Genomic DNA, 22,404 nt, shown 5'->3' on the forward strand with positions numbered 1-22,404 from the left:
TTTGGATTTAAATTGAAGATACAAAAAATAGATTTTTACACCAAAATTGAATCTATAATTTTCTTGATTTTTTCTTCCCTTTCTGTATAATTCCCACTGATGATGATATGACTAATGTTACGTTTCTCAAGTTCAGCCTTAAAAAGTTCGAACATTTCCAGGCGCCGATTTCCGAAATCGCGCAGGTGATCTGCTACCCAATCTACATCAATATCCAGTAGAAAATATAAATCGTACTTGATTTCATTTTCAAGATCGTTAAGGATGTTTGGAACCTCGTTTAAATAATATTGTGAATAAATTTTGGTGGTAATTAAATCGGTATCACAAAAAAGAATTTTATGGGCGATTTTGGTTTTTTCTTTTACCCTTTGTGTTTGTGCCGTTCCGATTTTAATAATATCATCAACAGTGATATCATTGGAAGTGATTAATTCTCGAGCAACCTCAGGTACAAAAGCAGTTCCATAATGCATAGCCATGTTTTTTGCCATGGTTGATTTTCCTGTACTTTCAGGGCCGTAGAAACATATCTTCTTTACAAAATAAGGGCGGACCACTTCTGGTATAAATTCCCAATATAGAAACGGATTATTTCTAATCAGTGTAGCAGAAACCGGAACAAATATTCTTGGTTCATCGAACAGGATATGTTCTGCCTGCAAGTTACAGGCGAAGGGAGTTCCATAATACTCAGAACTAAAAAGAATGTCGATTTTTGGATAAACCTCGCGCATCCTGATCGCCCAGATATTGGTTCGTTCGTTTAAAGGAAGAGTTTCATCGTCAAAATTATCAGCAATAATAGCGGGTTTAACATTCGGCTGATCTTTAAAAATCTCTTTTATCCATTCGAAACGCAAAACCGGATCAATCTTATCATCTGGAGTGAAACTCATCGATACGATCAGTTCATCGCAATGCGCAGCTGCAAAATTGATCAATGCAACATGTCCATTATGGATGGGCATGAACTTACCGATTACCAAACCTATTTTCATGCGGTTTTAGAATAGCTTCTATATTCTTTTATCCAATGCCATAAAGCAAATGCGGCAATAATGGTAAAAACAAAATATTCTACGCCCATAAATTTAATGCCCTTTAAAAAGTATAGGTAAGTAGCCACAACATCGATGATTAACCAGATAATCCAGCATTCTATCCTTTTCTGGATCATTAGAAAAGTGGTGATTACACTCATCACAAAAATAAATGAATCAACAAAAGGATAAGCGCTTGGTAGGTTGAACAGTAATGGGAGCCAATTATGGAGCTGGCTAGCTAACATACCCAACACTAACGTGCCAACAATACCTGCAGCCAATAAAATTAGAAACTGTTTTATCGGCATAAAACTGATTTTGAGTTCCTTGTTTTTATCTTCTTCTCCAGGTTTGGGATTAGCCCATCGCCACCAGCCCATAATGTTGGTTACAAAAAAGAAAACCATCAAAAACATATCGGGGTAAAGTTGGTTCTGATAATATAAAAAAGCAGATAAGAATACATTTACAATACCGGCTGGCCAGCTCCAGATACTTGCTTTTGCGGAGAGCACAACTGAAATAATTCCTGTAATTACCGCGAAGAATTCCAGATAGCTCATTTTATATTCAAGAACCGTAAAAAATATACTGTGGGCATCGAAAAAATCCATCTCTTTCTTTTAGAAGATCTACAAAATGCTAATGTAAATAATTTATTTGCGGCTATTGGTTTTCTGTTGTCAAACAATCCAAAAACATAGCTGTTATAAGAATACCTAATGGCTAATCGCCATATTTATTTAACCAGCAAATTTCTTTTATGCAATATATCGACCAGATTTCCGGTTATCCCATTCCTTTGTTTTTGAAGAACCTGATAATCGGTTTAGTAGCCGTATTGTTTGGTTTGCTAATCAAATTTATTATCCATAAAATCTTTATACTACTTTCACGTTGGTGGGATTTTATCATTATAAAATCGACCATTAAACATTTAAGAAGACCTGTTGCTGTTTTTATACCATTGTTGCTGCTTAATTTCTCTATAACATTAATGGAAATGTCGCCAGCATTCCGGCTGCCCTTAACCAAAATATTAGAAATAGCCCTGACCATCACTTTCGCCTTAATATTAGTTCGCTTAATCAATGTTTTGGAGGATTATTTCTATCTGAAATACGACTTGAATAAAGAAAACAATCTGAAAGAGCGTAAAATCAGGACGCAACTGCAGTTCGTGCGCAAATTCATTGTATCGCTCATTATTTTAATTACTGCTGCTATTATTTTGCTGAGTTTTGAGAGTATGCGTAAAATCGGTGCAGGTCTTCTTACCGGTGTGGGTATAGGCGGGATTATCATCGGGTTTGCTGCGCAAAAATCACTGGGGAATTTATTGGCTGGTTTTCAGATTGCTTTTACGCAGCCAATAAGGATCGATGATGTTTTAATTGTGGAAGGTGAATGGGGTAAGGTTGAGGAGATCACATTAACCTATGTGGTGGTGAATATCTGGGATCAGCGGCGGCTCATCCTGCCGATTACTTATTTCATCGAAAAGCCCTTTCAAAACTGGACACGTGTTTCTGCCGACCTACTCGGGACAGTTTTTTTATACCTTGATTATACCATCCCCATTGAACCGATGCGGCAGGAACTGACCCGGTTACTTAATTCAGATCCGCTTTGGGATAAACGCGTAAATGTAGTACAGGTTACCGATAGTACAAAAGATGGCACGATTGAAATACGTTTTCTGATGAGTGCTTCAAACTCTTCCCGTGCTTTCGATTTACGTTGCCATGTAAGGGAAGCCATGATTTCGTTTATCCAGATAAATTATCCGGACAGCTTACCGAAGAAAAGAGTGGCGTTTAAGAATAAGGTTGAGGATATTTAAATTTATATCAACCGATAACATGAGCGGAATCAACCGGTTCTAAATTTTATTTCTGTCTAAATATCTGTGCATTTTCAAAATAATGGTAGAAACTTCGAAAACATCTGCACCGTTATTTTTTAATATTAAATTTCATTTTTATAAAACTGGTAATCAGAAAATTGTATTTTTTGATTTGACTTTAGTACATTAAAATGGCTTTTCCCAATCTGTAAATGGCATAGTTATTGATTTTTAGCGAAAAAAAATCATTTATCTAATCTCATTTTATGAAAAATTTTAAAAAAGTAATTTTCACTATTCTTCCCTTCTTAGCCTTAACCTTATTGTTTTCTTGTAAAAAAGATGATGCTTTAACACCTACCGATACTGATGGTAAAAACTTCAAGTTTACCATTACTGTAAATGGTGTAGAGGATCAGGATTATGTTTCATTTGTGTTTGTTGGCGCAACATTGGATAATGCCAAAACCATCTGGAAAGTTAACGGGGTAACCAAAAGCAATGAAACGGCAATCTCTTTAGGTAAAAATGATTTTTTAGGTGATACTAAAACCTATATTATTGAAAGTACCACTCCATTAAGGTTAGTGACTACAAGTCAACAGTGTTTAAATCCTGGCGCAACGAATCCATCCTATAAAGTTAGCTTTAAAGCCGAGGTAAATGGAGAGGTTGTTACAAATGACCAAAATTTTAACGTTACCTCTACAACTGATTATACCCACAAATACGATTACTAATCTATTTATTCAATAATCTTGGCTGCTTTGCCATTTTATAAAGCCCTTATCGCTCATCTGAGCGATAAGGGCTTCTTTTTTATTTAAACATTCCTTTTAACTTAGCCAGTTTCTCCTGCAAGTCGCCATCCGCATCTTTTGGCTCATTGCGGGGTTTGAAATTCGGCTTGCTGTTATTGGATTTGTATTCTTGCTTGGGTTTATGTTCTTTGGGCTCCCGATTGCGGACTTCCAACTTCGGACTAGCCTCAGTTTTCATCGATAACGAAATCCTTTTGCGTGCTGCGTCGACTTCCATCACCGTAACTTCAACCTTCTGGTGCACTTTTACCACGTCATTGGGGTTGGCCACAAAGCGGTTTGCCAATTGACTCGTGTGAACCAAGCCATCCTGGTGTACGCCTATATCAACAAAGGCACCGAAATTGGTAATGTTGGTTACAATTCCAGGAAGTTTCATGCCAATTCTTAAATCAGAAATCTCGTTTACACCGTCGGTAAAGCTAAAGGCTTCAAACTGCTCACGCGGATCGCGGCCAGGTTTAGCCAATTCTTTTAAAATATCGGTTAAGGTCGGTAAACCGATTTCATCAGTTACATATTGTTGTGGTTTGATCTGTTTTTGCAGTTGCGTATCTCTCATTAATGCGGAAACTGTAGTACCCAGATCTTTTGCCATTTTATCTACTACGGCATAACGTTCAGGGTGAACGCCACTAGTGTCCAAAACATTTTCTGCATTGCGGATGCGCAGGAAACCAGCAGCCTGTTCATATGCCTTATCACCCAGGCGCGGTACTTTCTTAAGGCTTTCGCGGTTTTTAAAGGCGCCATGTGTATTTCTGTAATCAACAATATTTTGAGCCAGAGTTGGGCCTAAACCAGAAACATAAGCCAGAATCTGTTTAGAGGCGGTATTTAACTCTACGCCAACGGCATTTACTGCACTGATTACGGTGTCATCCAAACTTGCTTGTAATTTATTCTGATCAACATCGTGCTGATATTGTCCTACACCGATGGATTTTGGATCAATTTTTACCAGTTCTGCCAATGGATCCATTAAACGGCGACCGATTGAAACTGCCCCACGTACGGTAATGTCTTGTGTTGGAAACTCCTCTCTTGCCACTTCTGATGCCGAATAAATCGAAGCACCACTTTCATTTACCATTACAATGGTAATATGAGGTAAATTCAGGGCACGCACAAAAGCTTCCGTTTCTCTTCCCGCTGTACCGTTACCGATCGCGATAGCTTCAACATGATGTTTCTCGCAAAGCTGTTGAATGGTAAATTCAGCATTTTTCACATTTCCCTGTCCGGTATGCGGGTAAATTGCTGTATTTTCTAATAACTGACCTTGTTTATCTAAACAAACCACTTTGCAGCCCGTACGGAAACCCGGATCGATGGCCAGTACATTTTTTTGTCCCATTGGAGCTGCCAACAGCAACTGACGGGCATTTTCGGCAAAAACGCGAATTGCTTCTTCGTCTGCTTTCTGTTTGGTTAAAACCCTGAGCTCAGTTTCCATTGCTGGCTCTAATAATCGTTTGTAACCGTCTTCTAATGCTTGTTGCACTTGTTTAGCTGCGGCATTAATGCCTGTAACAAACTGGTTTTCTAAAATGGCAATAGCATCTTCAGCCGGTGGTAAGGCATCTAGTCTTAAAATCAGTTCCTTTTCGCCACGGCGCATCGCTAAAACACGGTGTGATGCCGCTGTTTTAACAGGCTCGTTCCATTCGAAGTAATCTTTATATTTAATTCCTTCTTCTTCTTTCCCTTTAATTACTTCGGATTTAAAGGCAGACTTTTCCTGAAAGTAGATGCGCATTTTGGTACGGGCTTCCACATTTTCAGATATCATCTCGGCAATGATATCTCTTGCACCTGCCAAAGCCTCTTCAAGTGAATTTACACCTTTTTCAGCATCGATAAACTTCTCAGCCATTGCATCCAGATCAAAAGCATTCTGCTCAAATATCTGCAATGCCAAGGGCTCTAGTCCTTTCTCTTTTGCTACCGAGGCACGTGTTTTACGTTTCGGTTTATAAGGCAGGTAAATATCTTCTAAAAGTGAAATGGTTTCCGCCCCGTTGATCTTTTTTTCCAGCTCTGGTGTTAATTTGCCAAGTTCGGTCATCGATTTTAAAATCGCTTCACGGCGTTTGTCCAGATCGCGTAACTGTAAAACCCTGTCCCGGATTGCGGCGACCTCCACCTCATCTAAACTTCCTGTTGCCTCTTTACGGTAACGTGAGATAAAGGGTACTGTTGCGCCTTCATCTAATAGATTTATGGTAGCGGTGACTTGTTTTTCTGCAACTTTTAATTCGGCTGCAATTATTTTATGGTGGGTTAACATATTCTAAAGGGTAAAATTAAAGTAACAAATCTAATCAGGATTTAAGGATTTTTAAGATGAAGTTTTCCACCAGACCCTGTGGGTAAATTTTCCGGAAAATTATTTAGGACAATAATTCTGTTTGGCTTTTGGGTCAATTGATTTATTGACTGCTAAAAAAAGTGTTCATCATAAGCCGTTTATGGGGTTTTATTATTTTGGCATACTATTTGCCTTTTTATTCGACTGACCAGCTAACTAAATATAAATTAATGTCAAATTCGACTCTCCGATGTTGGAAATGCAATACGCAGTACCATTACCAGATTCCAAGACCTTGGGTGATTAAAAATTTGCTTTTTTTCCTGCCTATTAGAAAATATTTTTGCCCACATTGCGTGGCCAGTAGATACGCGTGGGTAAAGGCCAAAAATAGCAATGCTAATTATCTGAAGACTGGGCAGGTTGATAAAAACGAGCCTAAAAAGATCAGAAGAAAATAGACATTGCTGTCCTTAAATCCTACTGTATTTTTGCAATAGAACTGCTATTGTTGATCTGTAAATCTTGCCATGATCATAATCATTTCAATCTGATAGTATATAGCTCACAATAGGTAATTATCGTTGATCATCAATTGGAATAAGAGCTGCTGTTTCGGTACCAGTTGTGAGATAAGAGAAACCTAACTATTAATTAAGGAGTCGGGAGCACGTTTGCAGTGCGTATGGTTTTCCTGTAGCTGCACACATAATCGTTTATGGCTGATCATTTTGTTGTTGGCAAACCCTGATTGATCAGCAACCAGAAAATATCAGGGGAGATCACGAAAGGCCTATGCCCGATGTAGGAGTTTAATATGCCGGCTAAAAATGGATGTTCGCCGTATAAAGTCAAACTATCGGGTAAAATTCTCTACATTTTTTTCAATATCTGCCCTATGTACTTTTAGTATTTCGTTACTGGGAACAACTTCAATCAGTTTTGACGGTTTAGAGAATGTTCCAATTTCTACAATTGTTGCGCACTGGCAAAATGATTTAGTAGAGATAAAAGTGAGGAGGAGTAAAAGTATCTTTTTCATCCATTAAGAGGTTTTTAGAAATAGTTTATAGAATAGATGCCTGATGAGCCTGTTTCCATAAATCGTTTAAAAAAACTTATCCCTTCTTTTTCTTTGTTTTTTCCAGATCGCGTTCTGCTTTAAACTTAGTTATCCTTGTAATAAGATCCAGGGGCAAGGGTTCATCTAAAGGAAACTGAACAGCGCCCTTGCTCCATTTACACTTGGCAAATTCATCTTTAAAAGCTTCAATTCCTGAACCGGTTGGATAAAAGCCAATGTGCTTGGCGTACCCGGCAAAGTAAACCAGTACAGTGTTCTGTTTGAAAGCGGGCATGCCGTAACTGATTACTTCTTTAGCATCTGGTACGGCCTTGTGGATCGTTCCGCGAATTTGCTGCAATAGTTTTTGTGTTGCTACAGGGAAATTGGCAATATATTGATCGATATTTTCGGGTTTAGGCTGCTCCATAGCTAATGGTTTTGTAAGCTGAATTTACAAAAATCTTAAATACCTATTCGCTGATCTGAATATCGTATTTCTGTAAGAGACCTGCGATACCTGATTTTGAAAATCTTGCATTTTTCATCCTGTTGTTATCCGGATCTATGGAATAATTGTAAGCGGTTCTAAGATCTGCTTTTTCAATAATAGTCCTGTCGAAAGTAGCATTTAGTAAATCGCAGTTATCGAAAATTGAATTGGCCAGGTCGCTTTCTGAAAAATCGACCTCATGTAATTGTGAAGTTTTAAAAGTCGTTTTCTTTAGCTTTAATTTATAAAAAGAAGAATGATCCAGCTTGCAGTTATTAAAACTGAATGCCAAACCGAAATCGTTACAATTATCGAATCTTAATCCCAGCATTTTACAGTCATGGAAGTTTACATCAATAAATGATGTTTTGGTCAGGCTTGCCAAACTCAAATTGCAGGTCACAAATTCGCAATCTAAAAACTTAACGCCGCTTAAATCTGAACTGGAAAAATTACAATTGATGAATTTACAATTTTCATATTCTGCTTTTGGGAGTGCACGTAAGGTGAAATCGGCTTTTTCGAAGGTTTGGTCGGCTAGGTAATTATCAGACATGCAATATGGATTCTTTATGACACGAATATAAAAATAATCGGGAGGTTTTTGGTTGGAGCAGGCGGCTGAGTTTTCTTTCTTGTACAAGCCAAGGTTAATATAAGGCACACCCGACCCGTTGGGCACCCCTCTGGTAGAGAGAATAAAAAAATCCCCCAAATTGCTTTGGAGGATTTATATGTTTTGGTCTTCGACTATGCTCAGACTAATAATTTATTTTTTAACGTACATTACTTCTTTTACCGCTTTAACTACACGTTCCGCATTTGGTAAGCTGGCTGCGATTAAAGTTGGTGAATATGGAAGTGGAACATCAGCACAAGTGATACGTAAAACTGGTGCATCTAAATAATCGAATGCATGTTTTTGCACCATAAAGGCAATTTCTCCGGAAAGGGATGCCAAAGGCCAGGCTTCTTCCACCACAACCAAACGGTTTGTTTTTTTAACAGAGGCGATGATGGTGTCATAGTCGATAGGACGTACGGTACGTAAATCGATCACTTCAACGTTGATTCCTTCTTTAGTTAATTCTTCAACTGCAGGGTTTACAACGCGAGTTAGCATCTTACCGAAAGTTACAATGGTTACATCAGTACCTTCTTTGGTTACGTTTGCCTTTCCTAACTCGATATAATACTCTTCAGCAGGAACATCGCCTTTATCACCGTACATTACTTCAGATTCCATGAAAATAACCGGATCCTGATCTATAATTGATTGTTTTAATAATCCTTTTGCATCATAAGGAGTAGAAGGAACTACTACTTTTAATCCTGGAGTGTTTGCAAACCAGTTTTCGAAGTTTTGAGAGTGCTGTGCGCCTAATTGGCCTGCGTTACCTGTAGGGCCACGGAAAACCATAGGGCATGAGAACTGACCACCGCTCATGGATAAAATTTTAGCAGCACCGTTGATAATCTGATCGATTGCTACTAATGAGAAGTTAAAGGTCATGAATTCCACAATTGGAATAAGGCCTGCTGTTGCAGCACCAGTTGCAATACCTGCGAAACCTAATTCGGCAATCGGGGTATCGATAATGCGTTTCGCACCAAATTCATCAAGCATACCCTGACTTACTTTGTACGCACCGTTATATTCTGCTACTTCTTCACCTAATAAAAAAACGCGGTCATCTTTACGCATTTCTTCGCTCATGGCTTCGCGTAGTGCTTCTCTAAATTGGATTTCTCTCATTGTAAATTTTAATAACGGTGGCAAATATAATTATTAATCGCTTTGAAACCAAAGGCTATAATGCCTATGTTTTGTAATAATTATAGGTAATCTGACTAATTATTTAGCCATTTTTAGATGTTGTTTTTCGTTTATTTCCTAAAAGAAGAAATAATATTGGGTAATTGTGTTTTTGATAGGCTAATTGTATCAAAGCTTATGCTTTTTCCGAAATATCTTCGCCAAAGTGAATACCCTTTTACCTATACTAGAAACGATTGATTAAAAATTAATGATTCGGATTTAATAATCCATAAATTTCGCTATCGAGAAACTGACCTCTAAAGTAATAGTCTTGCTTAAAGTGCGCTTCCTTTACAAAACCATGTTTGATCAGCATCTGCCTTGAAGCATCATTTTCTACATTGATATTGGCGCTGATAGTGTGTAAATTCACTTCTTCGAAACCAAAAGCAATTGATCTTTTTAAAGCCTCAGAAATAATTCCCTTTCTCCAATAATCGGGATGGAGCATATAACCGATTTCAGCTCTGTGGTTGGCAAAATCTGTCCGCCAATAACCTACAGAACCGATCATTTGGTTAGGATTTTCTTTTAGGGCAATTACCCAGGCCAGGTTATCCCCATTTTCGTAGCCGTTTCTAAAACGGGAGATAAAATCTTTGATTTCGAAAATATCTTTGGGCCTTTCCCTGTCGATGTATTTCATCACCGTTTCATTGGTACGCATGGCATAAAGCGTTTCGGCGTCAGCGAGATCATGTTCACGTAGGATTAAACGTTCGGTTTCCAGAACAGGGAATTTTGTGAAATTTAAGGTTAGCATTTTTAAAGATAAGCTTAATGGCAAAAAACCAAAATGAAAAAAATAATTTTTGTCGCTGAAAATTTAAAGACTTCTCTGTTTTTAATGAAGAATATATATGATTTAGAATTCAAATTTTAGTCTGAATTATATCACTCTTGATTTCAAATCCCTGAATATAACTTTATTTGGGGATTATATTCTCCAAAAATAGCTATATTTGGGGAATAGATGCAACTTATGATTAAAAGAGCACTGCAACAAACTTTAGAAAGTAAAGTTGATTTCAAAAAAGCAATAGTTGTACTTGGTCCAAGACAGGTAGGTAAAACTACCTTGATTAATAAAATCGCTGGCTCCTTGAATAATGACTATCTCTACGTAAATGGGGATGATCCTGGCGTAAGGTTGTTATGGAACAATCCAACGCAAGCCTTTATCAATACTTTTATCGGTGAGGCTAAGATCGTTGTAGTTGATGAGGCGCAGCGGCTTGAAAATATAGGTTTGACTGCCAAGATGATCATTGACGCTAAAAAAGATATCCAGCTCTTTATATCTGGTTCTTCAGCGCTGGAAATTGCAAGCCAGATTAATGAGCCTCTTACAGGTCGTAAATGGGAGTACAGATTATATGCTTTATCTTGGCGGGAGCTGACAGATCAATATTCCTTTGCCAAAATTCACCCACGTTTAGAGGAATTTTTAATAACAGGGATGTATCCTGACGTAATTAATCATCCAGAAAACGCAATAGAAATATTAAATAATCTTGCCGGAAGTTATCTGTATAAAGATATTTTAGAAGCAGGCGGTATCCGTCGACCAGATGCACTCCTAAAACTTTTGCAGGCACTCGCCTGGCAGGTGGGAAACGAGGTTTCCTATAATGAACTTGCTCAGATTGTAGGCATTGATAAGGCAACGGTTAACAACTACATAGATCTTCTAGAAAAATCATTTGTGGTTTTTCGTTTAAATCCTTTGGCTAGAAATTTAAGAAATGAGATTAGCTCTTCCCGAAAAATCTACTTTTACGATAACGGGATCAGAAACAGCATTATCAATAATTTTGCGCCGATTGCTCAACGCAATGATATCGGTGCATTGTGGGAGAATTTTATTATTAGTGAACGGAGAAAAAACCTGGCCTATAGTGGTTTTTATGGCAATACTTATTTTTGGAGAACCGTAAGTAAAACAGAAATAGATTACATTGAGGAACAGGACAACAAAATAACAGCTTTTGAGCTGAAATGGAATCCTAAAATAAAAGTAAAGTTCCCTAATGCTTTCATGGAAAAATATATTCCTGAGACCGCCCATGTTATAAACAGGGATAATTACTGGGAGTTCTTGTAAACGGGTCTTTGTAGTTTCTAACTCCTTTTTATTGAACTACTTTTCTGCCCCATTGTAGTAATCTGGCGATTACAAAAGCGATTCTGTTTGGGGTTTTAGCCTTTTACCTATTTCCCAAATAAGGTTTTATAGATAGAGTATTTATAGTTATCCTCAACTGCACTGGCTACAAAATAAGGGGCTTCGAAAAGTTCGGTTAATTTTTTTCTTAATTCAGCAAGAAACTCCGGTTTAATTTCTTCTAAATATGCGCCAGACAGGTTTTGTCGGCCAGATTTAAACCAAACACCGTCTACACTCATCGTTTTTACGACATAAAGATTTGGCTCAACAAAAGTTCTGCCCGAAAATTGCTCATAAGCGTAAGTGTACAATAGCGTTTGTACGAGGGCTTTGTTAATGTGTTTTCCATCAGAATTAAATAGTTCAGGGATATCTTTAAAGGTCAGCTTATCGCTTCCGGTTTTGTAATCGATGATTTTGGTCACGCCATCCTTTACATCAACGCGATCGATATAGCCAAAAATTTTAACACTGGCCTCTTTACCTTTTAAGGGGAAACTGATTTCGGCTTCTACTTTTTGTTCGAGACTGATGATGGTAAAAGGTGTTTGTGCTTCATCCTGGTTTAAAATGATGTTCACGTAGGCATCTACAATCGATAAAATTACCTTTTGCATGCCTTTGTATTCCATCACCTTGTCTGGGTTTTTGAACATTATAGCATTAAATGCCTTCAGTATCATCGCTGGGACCTCTTTCCTTTTTTCCTTAATCCGATCAGCCGTAATTTCGGCCGATTTCAGATCCTCGTAGAAATATTCCATCACTTTGTGCAAAATCGAACCGATCTCATTCGCTTCAACAACGGCACTTACTTCTTTAGGCTCTTTTATACCTGCGATGTAATTGAAGAAGAAATCTATCGGGTTGGAGATATATTGCGTTAGTGCGGATGGAGAAAGTACCTTTTTTTTATCCAGATATTTTTGAAGTGTTTCCTGAATAAAAGCATTATTGGTTTTCTCGATCTTTACTTCTTTAAAAGCTTCAGTTTTTACCTCGAGATCAAGTTCATTATAGCTAAAATCGAAACCACTTTCATATTCCAGCTGCTTTAAGATCCTGCTGGCCTCTCCTGATGTAGATTCATCAGTTAAACTATTATAGACAAAATTGATATTCTTTGCCCGCTGTAATAGACGGTATACCATATAAGAAGAAATGGCATCGAGATTTTCGAGTACCGGTAGTCCATAAACACGGCGTATTGAATCGGGGATAAAACTGTTACCGATAGTTGATTTTGGAATAATGCCTTCGTTGAAGCCTAAAATTACAACCTTATCAAAGTTTAAGTTCCGGGTTTCGAGCAGTCCCATTATCTGTATGCCGTTTAAAGGATCGCCTGAAAGCGGAACAGCAATGGCCTGCAGCGATTTCTGAACCAGATAAATTACAAAGGGGATTTCTTCTTTACCAATGTGGTTGCTAAAAGTATCGTGTAATCTGTTTAATTCCTGTATCGTTTTTACAAATAGTTCCGCATCGATTTTCTTTAGTGTTTTCGCATTCGACAATCGCGTTAAAACAAAATCGAGCACATCGAGTAAATTGCTTACCACGTGTTGCGGATCGTCGATTTTTTTATAGAAGGTTTCAAACAATCCACTTTGGCGCAGTAAACGTTTATGATCGATCTCCACTTCGTTTTCTTCCAGTAACGCGGTTAAAATCTTGTCGCGCATTTTTTGGGTTAAGCCTGTTAACGGGTGCGTTAAAAAAGCCTCCACATTTTTATAGGTTACTTTATCGCGTTGTAAAATTTCCAGCTGACTGCCCAGCCAAAGATCAACCAGACCAAAAATGCTAGAGGTGGATAAAGCAAAACCCATTGTTACGTTAAGGTCGATTTCTTTTCCGTTAAATGTAGTTGGAATGGTCTGTAAAGTTGGGATCAGCAAACTTTCATCTGCTAAAACGACTACGGTTTTGCCAACGGTTTCTGAGTGGGTATAATCTTCTTCCAGAATATTGTTCAGGATTTTGGCCTGTGCGGATTGGCCCTGAACTTTGAAAACGTTTACCTGGTGTGCCGCTGATTTCATTAAACTTTCCTGTTCTGCAAACTCATTTTTCAGTCCAAGTAAGTTGATGTTTTTCCGTAAAAATAATCCTGCTTCCTGCGATGCATCATCTAAATAATAAGTATCGGCATCAAAATAAAACAATGCTCTATCGGCTTCCTGCAATAGGGTAAATATTTTGGCCTCGGCACTGCTTAAAGCATTAAAACCGACAAAAATGATTTTGCCCGTATCAAAATTTGAAATAAATTCCTGGTGATTGGTAATATCCTCCGCCAGGTATCGGTAAACCGAGCCATTGGTTAAATAGCCTTGTTCTTTAAGTGTCGAATGGAATTTATGGTAAAGCTTGGGCATCCTGCGCCACATCTTGATGAATAATTCCTGCTGTTTTTTATGTTTTCCTTCAGAATAAGATGTCCAGAACTGAGAAAGAAATTCATATTGCTCAGGACTTAAATAATCGAATTCTTTGTTGATCACTGAAATGTCTTCCAGATCCCGGTATAATTTCTCTGCATCAACCAGATCGGCATCAATTTGATTAAAATCGCTTAAAATGATCTTTGCCAATGGAAAAAACTTATGGCTTGAAATATTTTCTAGTTTCTCTTCTGCAAGTAGTTGGTTATAAATGCGGTGTAAAGTAAAAAACTGCAGATAAAAATCGGCAATTTTATAACTGGTAGAGCTTGCAAAAAATTCTTGTATGGTAAAAAATGAAGGGCTGAAAAATGGTTTAGCAAAAATATCGGCAAAATGCTTCTGTAAATAAGCAGCCGGGCGTTTGTTGTTAAAAACAATGGCACAATTTTCCAGCTGATTTCCAAATCTAGCCACTAAATCTTCGGCAACTTCCTGTAAAAATGGTTTAATCTGCATATTTATACTAATTTCAATTTGCCTTTAACCGCATAAAAAAGATAGGTTTTGATATTTTGATAGCCCATTTCTGATAGCAATATTTTATAATTATTTACCTGCTCGATATGTTTGTCGCTTTCTTCTAATGTAAATTTGTAATCCAGAATAATCACCTCACCGGCATTGATCAGCACCCGATCCGGGCGGTGCAGTTTTCCATTGGCATCGATGATGTTTTTCTCTACAATACTTTCGCCCGCTTTACCTAAAATATTCTGAAGCTCGGGATTGTTCAATACTTCAAGTGACGAATCGATTAATTTCTGCTTTTCTTCTTCTTTGATAATGCCCTGGAGAACCAAATTGGTGCTATAGTCATTAACTTCTTTTTCAGTACCGGCGCTTGCCAAAATATCGTGCAATAAGGAGCCTTTTCTTCCGGATTTTTCAATATTGACCAAATGTTTTAGATGTTTGTCTTCAGAAGGGATATAAAGCTCCGATAACCGGGTAGTGGTTGGATAACTTGTTAAATTGATGAGATTTGATTCTTCAGTTTTACCTTCAACATTTACATATTCTACAATTTCATATCTGCCATTTTCATCAAACTGCTCATCGAAAGTGAAGTTGATTACATCGCCCATATTGGATAATTTCAATTCCTTTTTGGCCATTGTAGCGATATACAGATAATCTTTTGAGCGTGTAGTGGCTACATAAAGCATATTCAAGGCATCCATGTTATTGTAGAGCAGCTCTTCGTAATATGCTTTGGCAATTGCCGAATCGGCCAGAGCCTCGTTGTATTTCAATGGAATGCCTTTAAGTTCTTTATACACGGTTTCTTCTGAAGATACCCAGAAAGTGCCATTGGGCTTGCCCTTAATCTCCCAGTTGCAAAATGGAACAAAAACAGCCCTGAAAGCCAAGCCTTTTGATTTATGGATAGTGATGATTTGTATGGCATCCGCACCTTCTGGCGAGGGCAGTGATTTTTTTATACCATCTTCTTCCCACCAGGTTAAAAATGAAATAATGCCTTTTTCACCAAGTTTTCCGGCAGCTGCAGTCAGGTCTCTAAAAGCCAGTAAATAAGGTAAGTTGGCTGTCAGGTTTTTTAACCCATAACTTTCTATTAATATCTCTACCAGCTCAGGCAGGGGGAGCTGTAACCAGCTTTGCCAGTTCTCACATAAAGCTACGGGTAAAACCTCCGTAAGCGTACTTAAAGGTTTATAATTGAGGTTTATATAGTGATTGGCATCAATATCTTTCTCTTGTAAAGAATGATAAAGCGCAATACAGTTGGCTTTGTATAATGCTGTTTGTGTTTCTAAACCGATCAGCACTTTTAAGGTATTAATAATCAGTTGTATGGCAGAGTTGTTCGAAATCAATAATGCTTCACCCGATAAAACCGGTAGGTTATGCCCCATTAGTTTTCTAACAGTTAATAAAGCCTCGCTGTTAGAACGGACTAAGATAGCAATGTCTTTTAATGCATAACCTCGTTCATTTTTCAGGTGAATTATTTCATTAACAATGTCATCAAGGGCAATATCCCTGAAAACAGTTTCTGTAAAACGCGCTTCATTCGGCGCATGATCTTTACCAAATTTTTTAATTTTTATGGTACCACCTTTTAAGGTGTTGGTGGCAAAGTTCTGGGTAGATCCGCTATAAATGTCAGTTATAATTTGTTGATAGTGCTGTTCTTGCCACCATGAAGAAATACTTTCGGGTTTGGTGGCCAGGTTTTCATTCAGCTCATTCTGAAGGGTAAGTGGAATCGCTTTGTAAAGAAAATTATTGAAAGTGATAATGTTTTCGGCACTCCGGTAATTTTCTGCTAAACTTTCTTCCAGCACATTTTCTGCACCTACATCTAATTTAGCATGTTTATGTAAAATGTTCCAGTCGCCATTCCGCCAGCGGTAAATCGATTGTTTGGTATCACCAACAATCAGGTGATCGATCAGGTCCTGGCCAGGCGTAGCCATTGCATTTGTGAGTAATGATTTAAAACTTCCCCACTGGCTGGTAGAAGTATCCTGAAATTCATCGAATAGGAAATTGCGGTAGCGGTTACCCACTTTTTCCCAGATAAAAGAAGGATTATCGCCTGCATCTTCAGTAATCCCGGAAATCAGTTTTTGTGCATCGCTGATAAGCAGATTATCATTTTCAGCCCGGTATTCTTTTAATAAGATGGCAATTTCTTGCATCAACCTTAAATAATACAGGTTTTTGTTAAAGGCAATAGCCAGACTGTAATTGGGTAAATGTGTTAAATAATGTGTTTTTAATTTCTGAAGGAGCGGATTTACTACATCATAAGCTTCATGAAAATTTATATTCTTTTGAAACCATTCATCAGGTTGATCAATTAAATTGAAAAGTGGTTCTATCTTAGAAAAATCGCCTCTTGCAACCAAGATAATTTTAGCCAGTGCACTCCGGGATTTCCCTTTCAAATGCTCCGTTTCTACACCGATTACATTTAAGGCCTCATTTGCTTCGGTTGCCAATGCCACCAGCTCTTCTTCAAAATTTTTAATTTCTGCTTTGGTAAGGCTGATGTATTTTTTAAACAACTCATCTATGTTTTCTAATCCAAGTGCGCTTACTGCATCTTCGAAAATCTGAAAGCGCTCAGAAAATATCTCGCCGATGAGATTATAAAGTTCGAATTTATAATTCCAGCTTTTGTTATCGCTGATGCGCTCGATGGCCAGATCAATAATCCATTGTAATAGCTGTTTGTTGTGGTCTAAAGCTTCGTCTAGTTTATTTACCAGATCGTCTTTCACCTTATCATAATTCATTTCTAAATTATAATCAGCATTGAGGCCCAGTTCGAAAGCAAATCCACGGATTACTTTTTGTACAAAACCGTCAATGGTGCTTACTGAGAAGCGGCTGTAATCGTGCAGGATTTTACGGTATATTTTATCTGCTTTAAACTGTAATTCCTGAGCGCTTAATATCGGATAGGCCTGTAAAATTAGTTTCCTATAGTCTTCAATTTTTTTAGATGGATTACCCTTTGCCAGCCCAAGCAACACTTCCAGGATCCTGGTCTTCATTTCTTCGGTGGCCTTATTGGTAAAGGTTACTGCTAAAATTTCACGGTATTTGTTCTCGCCACTAAAAAGCAGCGTGAGGTAATGTGCAGTAAGACTGAACGTTTTACCGGAACCTGCGGAGGCCTGAAGAATTTTGAGGGGTTGGGGCATAATATGATCTCTCGAATTTTAAACTTACAACAATTTAAAATTTTCCCGAAATCATGATATCAACAATCCGCTTTAAGCTAAGACTTTTTGATCTTCTTTTTTGCCAGGGTTTTATGACTGATCCTTGCCGGGCGTTCGGCCATTTCGATTGGGAGTCCGAGCAAATCACGGATCACAACCGATGCACATGCGCCGCCAAATGCTGCGGGTAAATAAGAAACTGTACCATAGGCCGACCGTTTAAAATTACTTCCGTCAGTCATGATCATGGAATTTTTATCCATTTCTTCTGTTGAGAAAACAGCTTTTATTTTGCTGGCGTTGGCGAGTTTATTCAGCCTTTTTCGTACATAACTGGCAAATACGCACTGGTAAGTATCAGGAAGCAATGTAATCCTTAATCTGGTCGGATCCATTTTACCCCCCGCACCCATTGAACTCACAATCGGGATATTCTTTTCTAAAGCTGTGCTGAGTAAGGTAATTTTTGGCATCACACTGTCAATGCAATCCATGATATAATCGAATTTCGAATCTAAAATTTCCCTGCATTTCTCTGGTGTGAGAAAAGTATTCACCACATGAAGTTTTAATTCAGGATTGATCGCCAATAATCGCTCCTGCATGATTGCCGCTTTACTCATGCCGTGATTGGTTGCTAAGGCAGGTAGCTGCCTGTTCCGGTTGGTCGGATCCACTACATCACCATCAACAATGGTCATTTCGCCAATTCCAGAGCGGCAGATAAATTCGGCCGCAAAAGAGCCAACGCCACCTAAACCAATCACCAGAACGTGTTTTGATTGGAGTTTTTCTATTCCTTCGTTTCCAACAAGTAGGGCAGAGCGCGAAAGCCAGGTTACATCAGACATAATTATTTGTTGTTTTACCACAGATAAAACGGATGAATACCGATGTTTTAGTCTGTAGTCTATTTTCTAATTTTATTTTAGCCCGAAAAATCGGACCGACGCTGAGTCAAATTATTCCGTGGTATCTGTTCCTCCGTGGCTAACTCTTTAAATTTAATTTTTCCCAGTCGGTAAAAATACGAGCTTTAAGTTCATCAACTGTACATTTTTTTAAAATGGCGGCCGCCTGGTAAATTTCTTCTATCGAAACATCAGCATCGTCGGTTTCCAGAAGAAAGTTGTTGGTACTTTGAATGAGCTTAGAGGCACCAGAGTTTTCCTTCAAAGTGGCTAGACCAAAAGATAGGAGAAATCCCTTATCCAGTAATTGTTGACCGAGCGCCTCATTTTTATTAAAACCATGAATGATCATCGGAACTTTAACTTTTAAACGGTCTTTAATGACGATAAGCTCCGAAAAACATTTAACACAATGTAAAATCAACGGTTTATTGAGTTTTTCTGCCAGTTCGATCTGTTTCTCCAGTATTAGGATCTGATTTTCCAGCTCTTCTCCCCTCAGCCGATCCAAGCCACACTCACCAATCTGTTTAACATTGGACTGATTGGCCACAACTGTTAAATACTTCATTTGCAGTTCCAGGTGTTCAACTGTAGCAAACCATGGATGCAGACCCACCGAAATTGGCTTTGTTTTAGGCATTGCTAAAAAGACATCATTGGTTAACGATAGGCTTTGAATGCTGATCACCCCAGGCTGAGTCGCAACTTTATGGGTATGTATGTCTAAAAAATCCATTTCAAAGCAAAGATAATACTTTGATGGCTGATGTAATATGGGAAATTGAAGATGTGAAGAGACGGCGAATGAAAAAATAATATGCTATAGACCATCACTCATCTTACCTATCACGTTTTCCATTGAATGGACTGTTTCCCCTCTGTAAAGAATTTGCGAATAATCTATGTTATTACTAGACTTTATTACATTTGCATCATTATTATTCATAAAAAATCATGAAAAAATTAGTCATTTTATTAACGGCTGTATTGATGTCGACCGCGGCTTTTAGTCAGGCAAAAAAAGAAGGCGTACATATTTATAACCCACAGGCCGATGCTAAATCAGAAATTGCCTCGGCAGTTGCAAAAGCAGCCAAAGAAAATAAGCATGTTTTACTACAGGTTGGTGGAAACTGGTGCAGCTGGTGTATTGCTTTCCACAATTTGGTTGATAGCACCGCAACCTTGAAAAAATACATTAACGATAATTTTGAAACCGTTTTGGTGAATTATAGTCCTGAAAATAAAAATGAAAGTGTTTTGGCCGGTTTAGGCTATCCTCAACGTTTTGGTTTCCCTGTATTTTTAATTTTAGATGGTAAAGGGAAAGTATTGCATATCGAAAACTCTTCTTACTTAGAGACTGAAGAAGTTGCTGCCAATGGTAAAAAGAAGGTCGGACATGATGTAAAGAAAATCACCGCCTTTTTAAAAGGTTGGACTACCACAGCTGTTAATCCAGAAACGTATAAAGCGAAAGCTAAATAGAAATTGAAGGCAAAAGGTTTAAGGTGAAAATCAAGTAACCTAAAAAAACAAAAGCCGTCCGGATCTAAAAATCGGGGCGGCTTTTTTGTTAATCATCCAGCTCGTCTTCATCTACCTCATCATCGAGGTTTAATTCATATGAAGCCCTGGATGCTTCGTCGGCTTGTTCCAGCAGATCTTTATCATGTTCGATACTGGTATCATCGCCACTAATTTCATTGATATTTTCTACATCATCCTCCCGGCGTAAAGCATCGTTAGGATCGTTTGAATAATTGTCGTCTTCTGGATCTATCATAACATTAGAATTTATCATTAGATAATCGTTTTGAGCAGGGAATTGTTTTAAGAAAAAGGTAAAAGTTAAAGCAAAATCGATTACCGATCTGTATATTTAATGAAATGGGTTATTCTATCTGTTTCGTGCTTTGGTGGCAAAAAAGTTGTAAAAAAAAATGTCGAATGATTTAATCATCCGACATTAATGCTTTGCGCCCTGGTGGTTAAAAACTATTGTCCGTCGCCAAACTTATAAAACGGCGCCACACCAACTGGTAACTTTCCTGTTGGCACCAATCTATTATTAATTACAGCAGCAGCAGAAATCTGCATATAATCTTCTTTTTGGTAGGCAACAACCAAACCTTTGCTGTTTTCTAATCCCGATAATCCCGCGAGATTATAAGGATTTGCAAACAAGGCAAAAACCGCATTTTTAGTTGATAATTCTTTAATAAAGTTCTTTACCCCTGCATTTAAGGGAATATTGTTTGCCGGCCTTGCACGGCTATCATGTATACCTACAATCACCTGATCGAATGCGCCGATTTCGCGGGCAATATTCGAAATCTGTGTTGCAGTTGCATCTTTATCCAATACATAATAAACAGAATTATAATAACCTTTCGAGACCTCTTTTTGGAATGTGGTTACCGTAGGTACACCAATACTAATAATCGCTGTTCTTCTGATCGGGATCAACCGTTTAATGTAATCCTTGCCTTTTAACAGTGTTACCGATGCATTGGCCAGCTCCTGCACCAAAGCATTACTCGCATTGCGGTTAACACCGGCAACAACGCCCTGGGTTACAATGGTATCGCGTTTGGCTAAACCGGCCCAGTATTTGGCTGTTAATATTTTACGTACACTCTGATCAATTTCGGCCATGCTTACACGGTCTTGTCTCACAGCTTTACGTACCAATTTAATGGCCCTATCGCTGTTTTCAGAAAGCTCAATAATATCGTTCCCTGCAATAATGCCCATTAAATCGGCTTCACCATCTTTAAAATATTTTACCACCCCTTTCATATCCATGGCATCTGAGATAATCAACCCTTTAAAGCCTAATTTTTGTTTTAGAATGCCGGTAACAATAGGCTTGGAAAGGGTAGAGGGTAAGTTTGGTGTCGCATCTAATGCCGGAATATTCATGTGTGCAATCATTACACCTGATGCACCTTGTTTAATCAGTTCTTTAAAGGGATACATCTCCAGGGTATCCAGTCGGGTAGCTGAGAAGGTAAGCTGAGGTAGGTCGTAGTGCGAATCTACATCGGTATCACCATGGCCGGGAAAGTGTTTCAATGTGGTTAATAAACCGCCGTCCTGCATACCTTTCATATAAGCGGCAACTTTTGTAGCCACATTGTATTTGTTTTCGCCAAAAGAGCGGTAATTGATTACCGGATTTTTGGGGTTATTGTTGATATCGGCATCTGGTGCCAAATTCATCTGCATCCCCATACGTTTATAATCTTTGGCAACTTCAAGCCCCATTTTATACAATAGCTCTTTGTTTTGGATTGCACCTAAGGCCATTTGATAAGGATAGGCAATGGTACTGTCTAAACGCATGCCTAAACCCCACTCTCCGTCGTTGGCCACAATTAAGGGTACCCGGCTTAATTTCTGATAGGCATTGGTGGCCAAAACCTGCCGGCCCGGACCTCCCTGAAAAAAGATGACGCCGCCGAGTTGTTCTTTTTTGATTACCTGACCAACCGAATCGGTATATTTTTTGCCCAGATTGGTATGTGCCCGCACAAAGAACATCTGTGCAATACGTTCTCTACGGTTAAGTTTATTAAAAACCGAATCCACCCATTTGGGTTGATTGGCCAGTAATTCTAGATAGGTTTTTTGTTGTGCACTTACAGAAAATGCAGTGCCGCAAAGGGCAATCAGTATAAATAAGTTTCTTCTCACGTGTTTTGTTGTATCTGCTGCCGCTAAATTAATAATCAAAAGGCGAATTAAGCAAAAATCAATCCATTAATCGATTT

General features: G+C 38.2%; 18 protein-coding genes. 4 read left to right on the plus strand and 14 right to left on the minus strand.

Going from position 1 to position 22,404, the window contains the following annotated elements:
• Positions 1 to 35 precede the first annotated feature (35 nt).
• A complete protein-coding gene (locus AC04Q1_RS09980; RefSeq protein WP_478364177.1) occupies positions 36 to 1,001 on the minus strand; it encodes an AAA family ATPase in 966 nt (321 codons plus the stop codon).
• Positions 998 to 1,660, minus strand: a complete 663-nt coding sequence (gene pnuC, locus AC04Q1_RS09985) for a nicotinamide riboside transporter PnuC (protein WP_478364179.1) — start codon at positions 1,658 to 1,660, stop codon at positions 998 to 1,000. The genes AC04Q1_RS09980 and pnuC overlap by 4 nt, the downstream gene beginning before the upstream one ends.
• Positions 1,661 to 1,809: 149 nt before the next feature.
• Between pnuC and AC04Q1_RS09990 the strand changes: the two genes are divergently transcribed.
• On the plus strand, positions 1,810 to 2,889 hold the full coding sequence (locus AC04Q1_RS09990) for a mechanosensitive ion channel family protein (protein WP_478364181.1): 1,080 nt from the start codon (positions 1,810 to 1,812) through the stop codon (positions 2,887 to 2,889).
• Positions 2,890 to 3,158: 269 nt separating this feature from the next.
• Positions 3,159 to 3,632 (plus strand): hypothetical protein, encoded by a 474-nt coding sequence (locus AC04Q1_RS09995; RefSeq protein ID WP_478364183.1) that lies wholly within the window; start codon positions 3,159 to 3,161, stop codon positions 3,630 to 3,632.
• Positions 3,633 to 3,711: 79 nt separating this feature from the next.
• Here the strand turns inward: AC04Q1_RS09995 and AC04Q1_RS10000 are convergent, their stop codons facing one another.
• The 6 genes from AC04Q1_RS10000 to AC04Q1_RS10025 form a co-directional block, all read right to left on the minus strand.
• Complete coding sequence (locus AC04Q1_RS10000) at positions 3,712 to 6,003, minus strand: Tex family protein (protein ID WP_478364185.1); 2,292 nt, start codon at positions 6,001 to 6,003, stop codon at positions 3,712 to 3,714.
• A gap of 877 nt (positions 6,004 to 6,880) precedes the next feature.
• Complete coding sequence (locus AC04Q1_RS10005; RefSeq protein WP_478364187.1) at positions 6,881 to 7,066, minus strand: hypothetical protein; 186 nt, start codon at positions 7,064 to 7,066, stop codon at positions 6,881 to 6,883.
• Between the two features lie 76 nt (positions 7,067 to 7,142).
• Entirely contained in the window at positions 7,143 to 7,517 is a 375-nt protein-coding gene (locus AC04Q1_RS10010) for an iron chaperone (protein WP_478364189.1), read from the minus strand.
• Positions 7,518 to 7,560: 43 nt separating this feature from the next.
• Positions 7,561 to 8,136, minus strand: a complete 576-nt coding sequence (locus AC04Q1_RS10015) for a pentapeptide repeat-containing protein (RefSeq protein WP_478364191.1) — start codon at positions 8,134 to 8,136, stop codon at positions 7,561 to 7,563.
• 213 nt (positions 8,137 to 8,349) lie between these two features.
• Positions 8,350 to 9,336, minus strand: coding sequence for a pyruvate dehydrogenase complex E1 component subunit beta (locus AC04Q1_RS10020; protein ID WP_478364193.1), 987 nt, complete (start codon positions 9,334 to 9,336; stop codon positions 8,350 to 8,352).
• 268 nt (positions 9,337 to 9,604) lie between these two features.
• Positions 9,605 to 10,162 (minus strand): GNAT family N-acetyltransferase, encoded by a 558-nt coding sequence (locus AC04Q1_RS10025; RefSeq protein ID WP_478364195.1) that lies wholly within the window; start codon positions 10,160 to 10,162, stop codon positions 9,605 to 9,607.
• 219 nt (positions 10,163 to 10,381) lie between these two features.
• On the opposite strand from AC04Q1_RS10025, the gene AC04Q1_RS10030 reads away from it, so the two are divergent.
• Positions 10,382 to 11,503, plus strand: a complete 1,122-nt coding sequence (locus AC04Q1_RS10030) for an ATP-binding protein (protein WP_478364197.1) — start codon at positions 10,382 to 10,384, stop codon at positions 11,501 to 11,503.
• A gap of 107 nt (positions 11,504 to 11,610) precedes the next feature.
• Here AC04Q1_RS10030 and AC04Q1_RS10035 read toward each other — a convergent pair whose 3' ends face one another.
• From AC04Q1_RS10035 to AC04Q1_RS10050, 4 genes are all read right to left on the minus strand, one after another.
• Positions 11,611 to 14,472, minus strand: a complete 2,862-nt coding sequence (locus AC04Q1_RS10035; protein ID WP_478364199.1) for a PD-(D/E)XK nuclease family protein — start codon at positions 14,470 to 14,472, stop codon at positions 11,611 to 11,613.
• Positions 14,473 to 14,474: 2 nt separating this feature from the next.
• Positions 14,475 to 17,693 carry a UvrD-helicase domain-containing protein gene (locus tag AC04Q1_RS10040; RefSeq protein ID WP_478364201.1) on the minus strand — a complete coding sequence of 1,073 codons (3,219 nt, stop codon included), beginning with the start codon at positions 17,691 to 17,693 and terminating at the stop codon, positions 14,475 to 14,477.
• A gap of 77 nt (positions 17,694 to 17,770) precedes the next feature.
• A complete protein-coding gene (locus tag AC04Q1_RS10045; RefSeq protein WP_478364203.1) occupies positions 17,771 to 18,565 on the minus strand; it encodes a tRNA threonylcarbamoyladenosine dehydratase in 795 nt (264 codons plus the stop codon).
• Between the two features lie 139 nt (positions 18,566 to 18,704).
• Positions 18,705 to 19,364, minus strand: a complete 660-nt coding sequence (locus AC04Q1_RS10050) for a TatD family hydrolase (RefSeq protein WP_478364205.1) — start codon at positions 19,362 to 19,364, stop codon at positions 18,705 to 18,707.
• 218 nt (positions 19,365 to 19,582) lie between these two features.
• On the opposite strand from AC04Q1_RS10050, the gene AC04Q1_RS10055 reads away from it, so the two are divergent.
• Positions 19,583 to 20,116: a thioredoxin family protein gene (locus AC04Q1_RS10055; RefSeq protein WP_478364207.1), complete on the plus strand. Its 534-nt coding sequence runs from the start codon at positions 19,583 to 19,585 to the stop codon at positions 20,114 to 20,116.
• 88 nt (positions 20,117 to 20,204) lie between these two features.
• On the opposite strand, the gene AC04Q1_RS10060 is transcribed toward AC04Q1_RS10055, so the two are convergent.
• Both AC04Q1_RS10060 and AC04Q1_RS10065 read right to left on the minus strand, forming a co-directional pair.
• Positions 20,205 to 20,414 (minus strand): hypothetical protein, encoded by a 210-nt coding sequence (locus AC04Q1_RS10060; protein WP_187591990.1) that lies wholly within the window; start codon positions 20,412 to 20,414, stop codon positions 20,205 to 20,207.
• A 212-nt stretch (positions 20,415 to 20,626) separates the two neighbouring features.
• Positions 20,627 to 22,327: a glycoside hydrolase family 3 protein gene (locus tag AC04Q1_RS10065; protein WP_478364209.1), complete on the minus strand. Its 1,701-nt coding sequence runs from the start codon at positions 22,325 to 22,327 to the stop codon at positions 20,627 to 20,629.
• Between the last annotated feature and the right edge of the window lie 77 nt (positions 22,328 to 22,404).

The organism is Pedobacter humicola, assembly GCF_056490705.1.